The following is a 13,557-nucleotide window of genomic DNA, read 5'->3' on the forward strand; positions in this document are numbered from 1 at the left end:
GTTTACACCGCAAGGGAGGACAGTGATGACAAAGTTCACAATGAACAGGCGTGGCTTGCTCAAGACCGTGGGGGCAGGGCTGACAACAGCGGTGGCCTCGCCTCTGGTGCTGACCAACCGCGCCTATGCGCAGCAGTTTTGCAACAATCCTGGCGACAATGATCCGATCATCGGTTTCAACGTGCCGCAGACCGGCACCTATGCCGAAGAGGGGCTCGAGCAACTCAAGGGTTACGAGCTGGCCGTTAAGCATATCAACGGCGAGGGTGACGGCGGCATGATCAACACCATGCAGCCGACTGCGCTCAAGGGCAACGGCATCCTCGGCAAGCGGCTGCGCTATGTCACCGGCGACACCCAGACCAACACCGACGCCGCCCGCGACGGCGCCCGCCGGATGATCGAACGTGACGGCGCGGTGATGGTCACCGGCTGCGTCACCACCGGCGAGGCTGTGGCGCAACAGGCGCTCTGCCACGAGTTGGGCGTGATCTATATGTCCGGCCTGACCCACGGCAATGACACCACCGGCAAGGACAAGCGCCGCTACGGGTTTAGGCATTTCTTCCAAGGCTATATGTCCGGCGTCGCGATCGCGCCGCTGCTGGCCGAGGAATATGGCCGCGACCGCCGCGCCTATCATTTGACCGCCGATTACAACTGGGGCTGGACCCAGGAAGAATCGATCATGGCGGCGACCGAAGCATTGGGTTGGGAAACCGTGCGTGCCGTTCGCACACCGCTCGGGATCGGGGATTATTCGCAGTATCTGACGCCGGTGCTGAACTCGGGCGCGGATGTGCTGATCCTCAACCACTATGGCCACGACATGGTGAATTCGCTGCCGCAGGCGGTGCAATTCGGCATGCGCGACCGGATGGCGAACGGCAAGCAGTTCGAAATCATCGTGCCGATGTTCTCGGAACTGATGGCGGTGGGCGCGGGCGATGCGGTGAAGGGCATCATCGGCACCCAGAACTGGAACTGGCAGCTTGACGACGCGGGCTCGCGCGCCTTCACCCAGTCCTACGGCGCCGAATACGGCGAGCCGCCCTCGCAGTCGGCGCACACCGGCTATGTGCAGACGCTGCTCTACGCCGATGCGGTCGAGCGGGCCGGCACTTTCTACCCGCCCGAGGTGATCCGCGCGCTCGAGGACTTCGAGTTCGACGGTCTCGGCAACGGCCCGACGCTCTATCGCGGCTCGGACCACCAGTGCTTCAAAGAGGTGCTTGTGGTGCGCGGCAACGAGGCGCCGACCAGCCGCTTTGACGTGCTCGACGTGGTCGGCAAGACGCCGCGCGAGGATGTCATGTATGACCCCGCGATCTTTGGCGGCGAGCTGGGCCCCTACGAGCCGAATATGTGCTGATCGCAGCACTCTAACTGGCGCCATAACAGGCACGACTGACGCATGAGGCAAAGGGCGGCGCGGGACATTCCCGCGCCGACCGTCCCCTCTGTGCGCAAGAAATTTTTCGCCCGGATATTTGCCGGAATGATGCGGGAGTTGAGGGTAAAATGGACGCGATACTTGCTCAATTGCTCAACGGTCTGGACAAGGGCGGCGCCTATGCGCTGATCGCCCTCGGCCTGACCTTGGTTTTCGGAACGCTGGGCGTGGTCAATTTTGCCCATGGCGCCCTGTTCATGCTGGGATGTTTCTGCGCGGTGGTCTTCCGCTATCTCTTGACCATCGAGACGGTGACCGTCGATCCCACGCAGCTGTCGCCTTGGGGCGCGCCGGTCGAGGTGCGCACGCCCTTGGTGCAAAGCTGGCTTGGCGATTGGGGCGCGTTTCTGGTCGATTACTCGGTGCCCCTCTCGGTGATCTTTGCCGTGCCGGTGATGCTGGTGATCGGCATCGTCATGGAGCGCGGGCTGATCAAGCATTTCTACAAACGCAGCCACGCCGAGCAGATCCTTGTCACCTTCGGCCTTGCCATCGTGCTGCAGGAAATCGTGCGCAGCTTCTTTGGCGCCAATCCGGTGCCGCAGCCGATCCCCGCCGATCTGCGCGTTGCTGCCGATGTCGGCGTCTGGTTCGGGATGGAGGCCTATAGCGTCACCTATCCGACATGGCGGCTGGTCTATCTGCTGTTCTCGGCCGGTGTGATCGGCGCGGTCTTTGCCTTCATGCGGTTCACCACCTTCGGGATGGTGGTGCGCGCCGGTATGGCCGACCGCGAGACGGTGGGCATTCTGGGCATCGACATCGACCGCAAATTCACCATCGTCTTCGGCCTTGCCGCGGTCGTCGCCGGTGTCGCGGGGGCGATGTATACCCCGCTTCTGGCGCCCAACTATCACATCGGGATGGATTTTCTGGTGCTGAGCTTCGTCGTCGTGGTGGTCGGCGGCATGGGGTCACTGCCCGGAGCGGTGGTGGCAGGCTTCCTTCTGGGCGTCCTGCAGAGCTTTGCCTCGATGAATGAGGTCACCTCGATTTTTCCGGGGATCGACCAGATCATCATCTACCTCGTCGCAATCATCATTTTGCTGGTGCGCCCGCGCGGCCTGATGGGTCGTTCCGGCGTCATGGAGAGCTGATCCGCCATGTTTTCACTATCTCGCAAAGACTTCACCTTGCTGGCGGTGTTTTCCGTCATCGTCATGACCATGCCGATCTGGCTGCAGCCCTTGGGCGCGGCCTACCCGGGGCTGATGCAGAAATTCGTCATCTATGCGATTTTCGCCATTGGGTTTAACATCCTCTTCGGCCTCACCGGCTATCTCAGCTTTGGCCATGCGGCGTTTCTCGGCGTCGGCTCTTATACCGCGGTCTGGTCGTTCAAACTCCTGTCGATGGATATGATCCCGGCGCTGTTCTTCGCCGTGGTCTTCGCCGGTATCTTCGCGCTGTTCATCGGGTTTTTCAGCCTGCGGCGCTCGGGTATCTATTTCTCGATCCTGACGCTGGCCTTCGCGCAGATGAGCTATAGCCTCGCCTATTCCGTGCTCACCCCGATCACCAATGGCGAGACCGGCCTACTGATCGCCCGCGATGATCCGCGCGCGATTGATACGATGCTTGGCGTCGGGCAATCCGCCTCTGGCATGCCGATGCCCTCGCTGATCGGCATTGAGCTGGGCGGCTACGGCGGGTTTTATATCTGCGCGCTGGTGCTGATCGCCTGTTTCTTTCTGTCGCAGAAAATCTTTGCCTCGCCCTTTGGCATGGCCCTGCGCGGGATCAAATCGAACCCGACGCGGATGATCTACACCGGCTTTAACACCAAGCCCTATATGCTGACCGCCTTTGTGATCTCGGGCATGTTCGCCGGTCTGGCCGGTGGCCTTCTGGCGGTGACCGATCCGATTGCCGGTGCCGAGCGCATGCAATGGACGGAATCGGGCAACCTTGTGTTGATGACCATTCTCGGCGGCGTCGGCACGCTGCTTGGGCCGGTGATCGGTGCTTGGGTGATCAAATATTGCGAGAATATCTTCTCGGCGATCAACACCCAGATGCTCAACGGGTTTTTCGAGTTCCTCCCCGACGGGGTGCAAAGCGTCGCCGTCACGGTGATGTCGAAATTTGTCGGCGAAGGCTGGCATCTGACGCTGGGTCTGGTGTTCGTGCTGATCGTGGTGTTCCTGCCCGGCGGTCTGGTCGAGGGCGCCGAAAAGCTCCGCCACCGCTTTAGACGCCGCTCCGACACCTATGACCTTGCCGCCGACGCACAGGAGAAACGCACATGACCGCGCAAGCCAAAGCCGTCGCCCCTGACGCCGTTCCGGGCAATATCGTCCTGCATGTCGCGGATGTGTTCAAGAATTTCGGTGGGCTCAAGGCGCTGTCCGATATCGACCTTCAGGTCGAAGAGGGCACCACCCATGCGATCATCGGGCCCAATGGTGCGGGGAAATCCACGCTGTTGAATGTGATCATCGGCCGCCTGCCGCCGACCAGCGGCGCGGTGGTCTTTGATGGCAATGTGCTGACCGGCATGGCCCCGCATGAGATCAACCAGCTCGGTATATCTAGGGTGTTCCAGACCCCCGAGATCTTCGCCGATCTCTCGGTCCTGAACAACGTCATGGCGCCCGCTTTCGCCCGCCGCGACGGGGCGTTTCGGGTCAATATGTTCCGCGCGGTGATGGATGAGGCCGAGATCCGCGCCGAGGCCGAGGGGCTGCTGCGCGAATTCGGCCTTTATGCGCGGCGCGAGGATCACGCCGGTGCCCTCTCGCGCGGCGACAAACGGCGGCTGGAACTGGCGATGTGCCTGATCCAGCGCCCGCGTCTGCTGCTTTTGGACGAGCCCACCGCCGGCATGTCGCGCCATGACACCAACACCACCATCGAGCTGCTGAAATCGATCAAAAGCCGCGGCATGACCATCGTGATTATCGAGCACGATATGCATGTGGTGTTTTCACTCGCCGACCGGATCTCGGTGCTGGCGCAGGGCCGGTTGATCGCCTCGGGCCCGCCGCAACAGGTCAAGGATGACCCGCGCGTCAAAGAGGCTTATTTGGGAGTGCCTGCAGAATGAATATCGCTGTCACAGAAAAAACCCCCGCCACTGCCGCAGCCAATATCGGCGCCACTACCGCCGATACCGCTGCCGCCAATACCGCCACAAAACCCGCCGGAGACGCGTTCTTTTCGATCCGCGACATCCATGCTTATTATGGCGAAAGCTATATTGTGCAGGGCGTCTCGCTAGAGGTGCGCAAGGGTGAAATCCTCGCACTTTTAGGGCGCAACGGGGCGGGTAAAACCTCGACCCTGCGGGCGATCGCGCGGCTGGATGATCCGGCAATGACCCGCGGCGAAATCTGGCTTGAAGGCCAAGCCGTGCACCCGATGAAAGCCTTTGAGGCCTCGCGCGCCGGTATCCAGCTGGTGCCCGAGGACCGCCGCATCATCCCCGGCATGACCGTCGAGGAAAACCTGATCCTGTCGCAGGTCTCGCCCGGTCGCGGCTGGGAGATCGAGGAAATCTACGAGCATTTCCCGCGGCTTGCCGAGCGTCGCCTGCAAGAGGGGATCACCCTTTCGGGCGGCGAACAGCAAATGCTCGCCGTCGCCCGCGCGCTGGCCCGCGATATCAAACTGCTGCTGCTGGACGAGCCCTATGAGGGCCTCGCACCGGTGATCGTGCAGGAAATCGAGCGCATCGTGCAAAGCATCAAAGAACGCGGCATCACCACGATCATCGTCGAGCAGAACGCGGTGGCGGCGCTGCGCCTCTCGGATCGGGCGGTGATCCTTGACTCGGGCGAGTTGGTCCATACAGGTGGAGCCGCCGAGCTTTTGGAAAACACCGAATTGCGGGAAAAATACCTTGCCATTTGAGCGGCTAAAATATGTGGTGAGCACCACAAATACGACTGTCTAAAAAGGGGGGCACAGACCTGATATGCCTAAAGATATGAACTTCGACACCTACCCGCAAAAACCCCACGGCGGGGTGCTGGTGGATCAGGTTGTGCCCGCGGGGCAGCGCGACGCCGAAATCGCGCGCGCCCGCAATCTGCCCTCGATCCGCGTTGATCTAGAGGCTGTCATCACCATCGAAATGATCGCCACCGGCGTCCTTTCGCCCAACACCGGCTTTATGAATGAGGCGGATTATAACTCGGTGCTCTCCGAAGGCCGTCTTGCCAATGGCACGATCTGGCCGGTGCCGCTCAGCTTCGCGCCGGTGGGCAGCAAGAACGCCGAGATCATCAAGACCCTGAGCGTCGGCGATGAGGTGGCGCTGACCGATAGCAACAATGATCCGGTCGCGATCCTGACCCTCAGCGATATTTTCGACTATGACAAGGACGGGCGCGCGCAGAAACTCTTCGGCACCAGCGACCGCAGTCATCCCGGTGTGGACTCGATCTATCGGCGCATGGGCGACACCTCGCTGGCCGGTCCCGTCACGCTGCTCAAGCGCGCCGACTGGGGGCCGTTCGAGAAAATCCGACAAGAGCCCAAAGACACTTGGCGGATGTTCTACGACGAGCGCAAGTTCTCCTCGGTCGCGGGGTTCATCACCGGCGCCAACCCGCTGCACCGCGGCCATGAATACATCCACAAAAACGCGCTCGAAGAGGTCGACGGGCTGTTTGTCCAGCCCCTCGTCGAGATGGCGAAACGCGAATATGTGCGCCATGAATTTCGCATGCTCGCCTATCGCTCGGTGCTCGATACCTATTACCCCGACACCCGCGCGATGATGGCGCCCCTGCGCGTGACCTATATTTTCGCCGGTCCGCGCGAGGCAATCCTGCATGCGCTGATCATGAAAAACTACGGCTGCACCCATGCGCTGATCGGGCGTGACCACGCCGGTGTCGGCAGTTTTTATGACAAATACGCCGGTCACTCGATCTTTGACAATTACAGCGCCGAAGAACTGGGCATCGACATCCGCCTGTTCCATGAGGTGTTCTACTGCGCCCGCTGTTCCTCCCATGCGACCGAGAAAACCTGTTCGCATGACGCGCAATACCGGCTGGGCATCTCGGGCACCGGCATCCGCGAGATGCTGCGCCACGGCATCCTGCCCCCGAAAGAGGTGGTCCGCCCCGAGGCCGCGCGGATCGCCATTCAGGGCGTCCAGCCCAAGGGCGTTGACGAGGCGGGCGAGGGCACGCTGCCGGTCGCCAAAGTCGTCCAGAGCATGTATCCCTTCTACCGTGAGCATACCCGTTTCGGCGGCCCCAAACGCGCCACGCCACTCGCCGCCGAGGACCTCACTGTGCGCGATCTCGAGGCCGCCAGTCTCGATGTGCGCAGCAACGCGCATATGGTCTACAGCGATGTTTATAATGAATATAGCAGCCTCGCCGACCACAATCTGAGCCTGCAGCGCACATGGATCACCGAGGCCCGCGCGACGATCAAGGCGCATCAGGAAATGGTGCTCTCGGACCTTGAGGAAAAACTCGCCATGGCGCCTGCCGAGGCTTCGGATGAGTTCATGTATCAAGACAAGTCCGAGACCGAGCGCGAGGTGGTGGCCGCCAAGCTGCATCTCGACGCGGCGCCGCCGGTCACCGCCGAGGACACGCTATCGGCCAAGGTCTGGAACCCGCTGCCCTACCACCGCTACCGCGGCATCGACGACTAAGGCGGCGGCTAAGGGGCTGCCCCTGATCGCCAACAAAAAAACCCGCCCAATCGGGCGGGTTTTTCACTCCGTCAAGACGCTGACAGATCAGAAGCGGCGGACAACACCGACGCGGAGCAGCGAGGTCGAGGCCGAATAGGTGTTGGCACCCACGGTTTCCGAACCAAAGAAGTAATGCTCCAGATCGCCGCGAACGCTCCAGTCGTTGTTCATCGCATGCTCGACGCCGACACCGATGGTCGGGCCGTTGAAGCGCGCGCTGCCATTGACGCCGTTGTCGGTGAAGCTACGCGCATCGGTGGCGTAACCGGCGGTCATGAAGAACATCGTGCGGTCAACCGCATAGCCGAGGCGACCGCGCACAGCGGCGAAATTCTCGACATTAACCGCGCAGACACCGCCACAGGTGCTGGTGGCTGACAGGTTCGAGAAGCTCAGCGCCGCTTCGACACCCATCACGGTGTTGTTGTTCTGCCAGTTGTAACCGGCCAGCACACCCAGCGATCCGCCGGTGGCGTCGGGCAGGGCGTTGCCGCTGGTGCTCGAGGTCTGGGCACGGGTATAGGCCAGGCCGACGCCGACATAGGCCCCGTTCCAGTCATAAGCGGAGGGGATCACCGGCACCACGGCGGGCGGGGTGTATTCAATCGGGCCCGAGGCCATAGCGGCGGTCGAGGTTGCAGCGAGAACTGCGGAAAGCACTAGTTTTTTCATGTCCGTGCACCTTTCATTATCGTGAGCCACAAAAGCCCAGGTTCGGCTCCTGCATTTACACATCGGATCTGTAAATGAGAACAGCCCAGCACTGGAATGGTTCCCCACTTTACCGTGAAAAGCGGCTTTCCGCTCAGATAAATTCCGGCATGGTGAAGGGTGTGGCGGTCACGGGATCGTGAGTTATCCACAACATATTGTGGTCATTGGATTTCTTGCCAGTTCACGCGATGTTGCAATATTTCAGCCCTTGCACGGCGGATCTGGCGATGTGGCGGGACTGACGCACGCGACGCCGCCAATACAGTGGTTGCCGTCGCGGCAGCGGGTGTTCCGCCCTCGCGGCAGACCGTTCACGATGCGCGAATCACCTCGGTGCAGCGCAGATCCGCATCGAACAGCCCGTTGGCGAAGCCCCCGCGATGGCCTAACCTGCGCCCCATGGCAGAGTTATTGATCATCTATCACAGCAAAACCGGCGGCAGCCGCCAGATGGCCGAAGCCGCGGCGCAGGCCGCCCGCGATGAGACCACCACCACGCTGTTACCCGCCGCCGAGGCCGGCCCCGAGGATATGTTGCGCGCCGATGGCTATATCTTCTGCGCGCCCGAAAATCTGGCGGCCATTGCCGGGGTGATGAAGGATTTCTTTGACCGCTGCTATTATCCGGTCTTGGGCCGGATCGAGGGGCGGCCCTATGCGCAGATGGTCTGCGCCGGATCGGATGGCGAGAATGCGGCGCGGCAGACCGCGCGGATCGCGCAGGGCTGGCGGCTTAAAGAGGTGCAGAAACCCCTGATCATCTGCACCCACGCGCAAACGCCGGAGCAAATACTGGCAGAGAAAACCATCCCCGACGCCCAACTCGCCCAATGCCGCGAGCTTGGCGCGGCGCTGGGCGCAGGGCTGGCGCTAGGGGTGTTCTGAACGAAAAAGGGTGGCGCTGCCGAAACAGACGCCACCCCAATCCGGCTTACGCCATCCCAACCCGTCAGGGGTTCGCGTGCAGTGCCGCGGTCACCTCGATCAGCACCGGCGCATTGCGCGGCAGGCTTTTGACCCCGATCACCGCGCGCACATGGCGACCGGCATCGCCGAGCGCCTCGATCAGATAATTCGACGCGCCATCCGCCACCCGCGAAATATCCTGAAACGTGTCGTCATGCGCCACATAGCAGGTCATCCGCAGGATCCGCCGCAGGTTCTGCAAACCGCCCGCCGAATGGTTCAGCCAGGCCAGCGCCTGTTCCGCACAGATCCGCGCCGAGGCGACGGCGGTCTCGGGATCGGTCTCGGCGCCGACGCGCCCGACATGGGCCAGCGCGCCATCGCGCTTGGCGATCTGCCCGGCAACAAAGGCGGTGTTGCCCTCGATCGAGACCAGCTCATAGGGATAGACCGTCCCCTCGGGCACTGGCAGGCTGCGCGCCAGTCTGGCGATATCCGGCATATCGGGCGTCACATCGGTCGGGGTGGGGTTAAGAATTGCCACGGGTCTCTCCTTGCAGTGCAACCGCGCCGGGGCCGTATTTTTGCAACGCCCAGACGCCGAGTATTCCAACCGCCGCCACAGCGTTCAGCATCAGCGTCGGGGTGATCAATAGGGCCGCCGCCACCAGCAGCAGGCCACGGCTGGTCCATGCCAAGGTGCGCCCGCCCAGCCAGCCGGTCAGCATGATCGACAGGCAGATGATCGCCACCAAGGACCGCGTCAGCACGAGGATCAGCTCCAGCCATTCGCCCTGACCCAGCAGCACCGGATTGGCGACAAACAGGAAGGGGATCACATAGGCCGGAATGCCCAGCGCAAAGGCGCGCCAGCCAACGCTCGAGGCACTGGTGTCGGCAATCGGTGCCGCGGCAAAGGCGGCGACAGCCACCGGCGGGGTGATCTGGCCGAGAACGGCGTAGTAAAAGACAAAGAGATGCGCGGCCAAAGGATCGGCGCCAAGGTTCACCAAGGCAGGCGCGACCAATGTCGCCTGAATGATATAGGCGGGTGTCGTCGGCATCCCCATGCCAAAGATGAAGGCCGCGATCATCGCCAGCGCCAGCGCGGTGTAAAGATTGCCATTGGCAAAGGACACCACAAGGCTGCTGAACCTAAAGCCGAGGCCGGAAATCTGCACGATGCCGACGATAATCCCCGCCGAGGCACAGGCCACCGCCACCGTCACCGCCGCCCGCGCGCCAAGGTTCAGGCCTTGCGCCAGCACCGCCGGCGAAACAAAGGTCGAGCGCCGCAGGAAGGGCGTCGCCAGCGTCGCGACCACGCCATAAAAGGCCGAGAGGCTGGGCGTGTAGCCCATCATCAGGAAGGTCATGATCACCACCAGCGGCAGCAAAAAGGTCCAACCGGCCTTGAACTCGCGCCAAGTGGTGCCCTTCACGCTGCGCTCCAAGGGCTGCAGCCCGTGCTTGAGCGCTTCCCAATGCACTGCCACGAACAGCGACACAAAGAACAGCACCGCGGGCAGAACCGCTGCGGTGATCACCTCTTGATAGCTGATCCCCAGAATCGCCGCCATCAGGAAGGCCGCAGCGCCCATGATCGGCGGGGTGATCTGGCCACCGGTCGAGGCCACTGCCTCAACGGCTCCGGCGAAATTCTTCGGGTAGCCGAGTTTCTTCATCATCGGAATGGTGATCGCGCCGGTGGTGGCGACATTGGCCACCGAAGAGCCCGACATCGTGCCCATCAGGGCGCTGGCCACCACTGCCATTTTCGCGGGGCCGCCACGGGTCGAGCCGGTCGCCGCTTTGGTGACATTCACAAAGAAATCACCGCCGCCGATGACCTGCAGAAGCGCGCCAAAGACCACGAACAGAAAGATGAAATTTGTCGACACGCCAAGGGCGACACCAAAGATACCCTCAAAGCTGAAATACATCTGGTCAACGAATTCGTTGATATTCACGCCGCTATGGGCAAGGGGCCGCAGAAAGCTGACATGCCGCAGATCGGGGCCGAAAAACCCGTAGAGAATGAAAATGATGCACAATAGCGAGATCGCCATGCCCAAGGCGCGGCGGGTCAGTTCCAGCACCACAAGGATGGTGCCAAAAGCGACGAACAGCTCCATCGGGGTGGCGGCGCGGGTCCATGGCGGGCGCACCACAATCGCGGCGTGATTGACCACCAGATAGCCGACGCAGACCACCGAGAGCGCGATCAAAGCGGCATCCACCGTCTTGCGCAGGCGGCTGCCCTCCATGCCATAGATCAGATAGCCGATCACCAGCGCCAGCAGCAGATGCGTGCCACGCAGGATCAGGTCGGGCAGCAGCACCATCGGTGAGGCCGCAACGATATGGAACAGGGCCATCAGAACCGCCAATGCGGTCGCCGTTTGCTTGAGGGTAATAGGCATTTCAATCAACTTTCGCGCAAGATGCAGGCAGCAGCGCCCGCGCCAGTATCGGGGCGGGCAAAGACCAACTGTGCAAAAACCATATGAGAAAACGCGCGGGCAGGTGCCAATGGACCTGCCCGCGCGGAGAGGGGGATCAGTTCAGTTGTGCGTCGTCGACCGCGATGCCCTGCTCGTCATAGAAACGGGCAGCACCGGGGTGGATCGGCACGAACATGCCGCGACCGGCAGTGTCCTCGTTGATATATTGCAGCAGCGCATGGGTCTGCTGGAACCGCTCGAGGTTGTTCCAGATCGACGAGGTGACGCGGTAGGCGGTCTCGTCATCCATGTCGTCATTGGCAAACAGGAAGGTGGTGGTGCCCACGCTCAGCGCCGGCTCGGTCTGGCCTGCATAGAGGCCCACCGGCAGGTTGACCGCGGCGAAACCGGCACCGTGCAGCTCCAGATATTCCTGCACGTGGTCCTCATCGAGCGACAGCACGCGGATCGGGCGCGCGGTCTCGGTGGCCAGCACCGTCGAATGCGGATAGAGCGCCACCCACATCACCGCATCCAGTTGCCCGTCGCGCAGGGCGTTCTGGCTCTCGGCCCAGCTCAGGTGATGGACCTGACCGCCATCGGCCTCAAGGTCCTCGATCGTCATGTCATAGATCGCCAGCAGGTTGTTGAAGGCGTTCCACGAGGTCTGGCCGGGCTGACCGGCGCTGATCTGGCGACCGACAAGATCCTCGACGGTGTAGATATCCGAGGAGGCATCAACCCAGATCTGGATCGCGCTGGGGAAAAAGCTCATCAAGCCGCGCACGTTCTGGATCGGCGCTTCCGGTGTTGCCGGATCGCGGCCCGCCCAGGCGTCGGCGGCATTGCTGGCCGAGGTGATGCCCAGATCGGCGTCGCCCGCCGAGACCCGCAGCAGGTTCGGACCCGAGCCACCCGGCTGCACGCCGATGATGCTGTCGGGGAAGGTCTCGCGCATCAGATCGCCAAGGCCGGTGGCGACGACGTTAAAGGTGCCGCCGCTGGGGCCGCCACCGATGTTGAGGAAATCGGGATCTTCGGCCATCGAGGGCGTTGCCAGCGACAGGCTTGCGGCCAGCGCAGCGGTGGCGGCGATAACGGCACGACGGTTGAACGAATGGGTCATTATTGGAGTCCTCCCAGATGAATGATGCAGATAATCAGGCATAAAAATTCGCCCGTTTCCAACTTCAATATGCCGCAAGACGATAAAACTCGCCCAGTTATAGGTTCACTCTATAATAAAATAACCAGCGCCACAGGCCGCCACACCTCTAGCGACACCCCTATATGCACCTCACATCCCGCGCCTCACCGCACCCACTGCGGGCGCAGCACATCCTTCATATGCTGCACGAAATTCTGCGCGGTCGGCGAGAGCGAGCGCCCCTCGCGCGTGATCAGCCCCAATTCGCGAAACAAGGGCGGGTTCAAGAGGGTGCGGAACACCACGTCATTCTCGATCGTGTTCACCGCCATCTTCGGCAGCGCCGCGATCCCGACATTGGTCTTCAGCAGCGCCAGCACGGTGGCGATATTCGACACCTCCACCCATGGCGCGGTGATATTCTCCGGCACCTCGCGCAGCGTATCCAGCAGCGGGCGCAATCCGGTATCGGCGGCGAACGAGATGAACGGATATTCCGCCAGCGCATCCCAACCCACCGGCCCGGCCTCGGCGGCCAGCGGATGCGAGCGATGCACCACCGCGCCGAAAGGATCGCGGATCAGGGGCTCGAAATGCAGCCCCGTGGTCTGCGCAATCCGCCCCGCAACCCCCAGATCAACCTCGCCACTGAGCACCCGCTCATAAACCCCGGGCGAGTTGTCATCGCGCAGGGAAATGCGGGTTTTCGGATAGGCCGCCGAAAAGCTCTTGATCGTCGAGGGCAGCACAAAGGTCGCCACCGAGGGCAGCACCGCCACCGCGACGCTGCCCTGCGAGCCCTCGGCCACCGATTGGAAATCCGCCAGCGTCGCGTCCAGCTCGCTGAGGATTCGCTCGATGCCGGGCAGGAAATTCGCGCTGGCTTTGGTCAGGGTCAGCATCTTTGTCGAGCGGTCAAATAACCGCAGCCCCAAGGCGGTCTCTAATTGTTTGATCGCCACGGTGATCGAGGGCTGCGACATCTTCAGCACCTCGGCGGCGCGGGTGAACGACCCGGCGCGGGCGACGGCGACAAATGCGCGAAGTTGGGTGAGCGTGACCTTCATGCACGATCTATACCGCGTTTCACTTGGCAAAGTCAGCAGGGCGAAGCGCGGTTATTTCCCCCCTGCAGGCGAGGATACAAGCTCGGGGCAGGGCGCCCGACCGGGCATGAAACTTGCGCCCAACGCCGCGCAAATAATTTGATCAAATTCTATTGCCGCGCCCC

The 13,557-nt window shown here is 62.1% G+C and carries 12 protein-coding genes; 7 read left to right on the plus strand and 5 right to left on the minus strand.

Features of this window, described 5'->3' with window-relative positions; translation table 11 throughout:
- Positions 1-25 precede the first annotated feature (25 nt).
- The 6 genes from DDE20_RS13380 (at position 26) to DDE20_RS13405 (ending at position 7,073) form a co-directional block, all read left to right on the plus strand.
- Positions 26-1,372, plus strand: coding sequence for a substrate-binding protein (locus tag DDE20_RS13380; RefSeq protein WP_116559022.1), 1,347 nt, complete (start codon positions 26-28; stop codon positions 1,370-1,372).
- Between the two features lie 149 nt (positions 1,373-1,521).
- Positions 1,522-2,550, plus strand: coding sequence for a branched-chain amino acid ABC transporter permease (locus DDE20_RS13385; RefSeq protein WP_116559023.1), 1,029 nt, complete (start codon positions 1,522-1,524; stop codon positions 2,548-2,550).
- A 6-nt stretch (positions 2,551-2,556) separates the two neighbouring features.
- Positions 2,557-3,702 (plus strand): branched-chain amino acid ABC transporter permease, encoded by a 1,146-nt coding sequence (locus DDE20_RS13390; RefSeq protein WP_116559024.1) that lies wholly within the window; start codon positions 2,557-2,559, stop codon positions 3,700-3,702.
- On the plus strand, positions 3,699-4,499 hold the full coding sequence (locus DDE20_RS13395; protein ID WP_116559025.1) for an ABC transporter ATP-binding protein: 801 nt from the start codon (positions 3,699-3,701) through the stop codon (positions 4,497-4,499). The genes DDE20_RS13390 and DDE20_RS13395 overlap by 4 nt, the downstream gene beginning before the upstream one ends.
- A complete protein-coding gene (locus tag DDE20_RS13400; protein ID WP_116559026.1) occupies positions 4,496-5,305 on the plus strand; it encodes an ABC transporter ATP-binding protein in 810 nt (269 codons plus the stop codon). The genes DDE20_RS13395 and DDE20_RS13400 overlap by 4 nt, the downstream gene beginning before the upstream one ends.
- 64 nt (positions 5,306-5,369) lie before the next feature.
- Entirely contained in the window at positions 5,370-7,073 is a 1,704-nt protein-coding gene (locus DDE20_RS13405; RefSeq protein WP_116559027.1) for a sulfate adenylyltransferase, read from the plus strand.
- An 87-nt stretch (positions 7,074-7,160) separates the two neighbouring features.
- Here DDE20_RS13405 and DDE20_RS13410 read toward each other — a convergent pair whose 3' ends face one another.
- Complete coding sequence (locus DDE20_RS13410) at positions 7,161-7,787, minus strand: outer membrane protein (protein WP_165814524.1); 627 nt, start codon at positions 7,785-7,787, stop codon at positions 7,161-7,163.
- Between the two features lie 441 nt (positions 7,788-8,228).
- Between DDE20_RS13410 and DDE20_RS13415 the strand changes: the two genes are divergently transcribed.
- Positions 8,229-8,714: a flavodoxin family protein gene (locus DDE20_RS13415; protein WP_116559029.1), complete on the plus strand. Its 486-nt coding sequence runs from the start codon at positions 8,229-8,231 to the stop codon at positions 8,712-8,714.
- A gap of 64 nt (positions 8,715-8,778) precedes the next feature.
- Here the strand turns inward: DDE20_RS13415 and DDE20_RS13420 are convergent, their stop codons facing one another.
- The 4 genes from DDE20_RS13420 to DDE20_RS13435 all read right to left on the minus strand — a co-directional run bounded on the left by DDE20_RS13420 (position 8,779) and on the right by DDE20_RS13435 (position 13,393).
- On the minus strand, positions 8,779-9,279 hold the full coding sequence (locus DDE20_RS13420) for a RidA family protein (protein ID WP_116559030.1): 501 nt from the start codon (positions 9,277-9,279) through the stop codon (positions 8,779-8,781).
- Positions 9,266-11,158, minus strand: coding sequence for a TRAP transporter permease (locus DDE20_RS13425; protein ID WP_116559031.1), 1,893 nt, complete (start codon positions 11,156-11,158; stop codon positions 9,266-9,268). The genes DDE20_RS13420 and DDE20_RS13425 overlap by 14 nt, the downstream gene beginning before the upstream one ends.
- Before the next feature lie 136 nt (positions 11,159-11,294).
- Positions 11,295-12,305 carry a TAXI family TRAP transporter solute-binding subunit gene (locus tag DDE20_RS13430; protein WP_165814525.1) on the minus strand — a complete coding sequence of 337 codons (1,011 nt, stop codon included), beginning with the start codon at positions 12,303-12,305 and terminating at the stop codon, positions 11,295-11,297.
- 185 nt (positions 12,306-12,490) lie between these two features.
- A complete protein-coding gene (locus tag DDE20_RS13435; protein WP_116559033.1) occupies positions 12,491-13,393 on the minus strand; it encodes a LysR family transcriptional regulator in 903 nt (300 codons plus the stop codon).
- Positions 13,394-13,557: the final 164 nt, after the last annotated feature.

The organism is Pararhodobacter oceanensis, from assembly GCF_003076755.1.
GTDB lineage: Bacteria > Pseudomonadota > Alphaproteobacteria > Rhodobacterales > Rhodobacteraceae > Pararhodobacter > Pararhodobacter oceanensis.

Excerpts from the sequence above, each read along its gene's own strand:
- DDE20_RS13410 (WP_165814524.1), bottom strand. The coding sequence starts at position 7,787 with ATGAAAAAACTAGTGCTTTCCGCAGTTCTCGCTGCAACCTCGACCGCC.
- DDE20_RS13395 (WP_116559025.1), top strand. The coding sequence starts at position 3,699 with ATGACCGCGCAAGCCAAAGCCGTCGCCCCTGACGCCGTTCCGGGCAAT.
- DDE20_RS13435 (WP_116559033.1), bottom strand. The coding sequence starts at position 13,393 with ATGAAGGTCACGCTCACCCAACTTCGCGCATTTGTCGCCGTCGCCCGC.
- DDE20_RS13415 (WP_116559029.1), top strand. The coding sequence starts at position 8,229 with ATGGCAGAGTTATTGATCATCTATCACAGCAAAACCGGCGGCAGCCGC.
- DDE20_RS13385 (WP_116559023.1), top strand. The coding sequence starts at position 1,522 with ATGGACGCGATACTTGCTCAATTGCTCAACGGTCTGGACAAGGGCGGC.
- DDE20_RS13390 (WP_116559024.1), top strand. The coding sequence starts at position 2,557 with ATGTTTTCACTATCTCGCAAAGACTTCACCTTGCTGGCGGTGTTTTCC.
- DDE20_RS13380 (WP_116559022.1), top strand. The coding sequence starts at position 26 with ATGACAAAGTTCACAATGAACAGGCGTGGCTTGCTCAAGACCGTGGGG.
- DDE20_RS13430 (WP_165814525.1), bottom strand. The coding sequence starts at position 12,305 with ATGACCCATTCGTTCAACCGTCGTGCCGTTATCGCCGCCACCGCTGCG.
- DDE20_RS13405 (WP_116559027.1), top strand. The coding sequence starts at position 5,370 with ATGCCTAAAGATATGAACTTCGACACCTACCCGCAAAAACCCCACGGC.
- DDE20_RS13400 (WP_116559026.1), top strand. The coding sequence starts at position 4,496 with ATGAATATCGCTGTCACAGAAAAAACCCCCGCCACTGCCGCAGCCAAT.
- DDE20_RS13425 (WP_116559031.1), bottom strand. The coding sequence starts at position 11,158 with ATGCCTATTACCCTCAAGCAAACGGCGACCGCATTGGCGGTTCTGATG.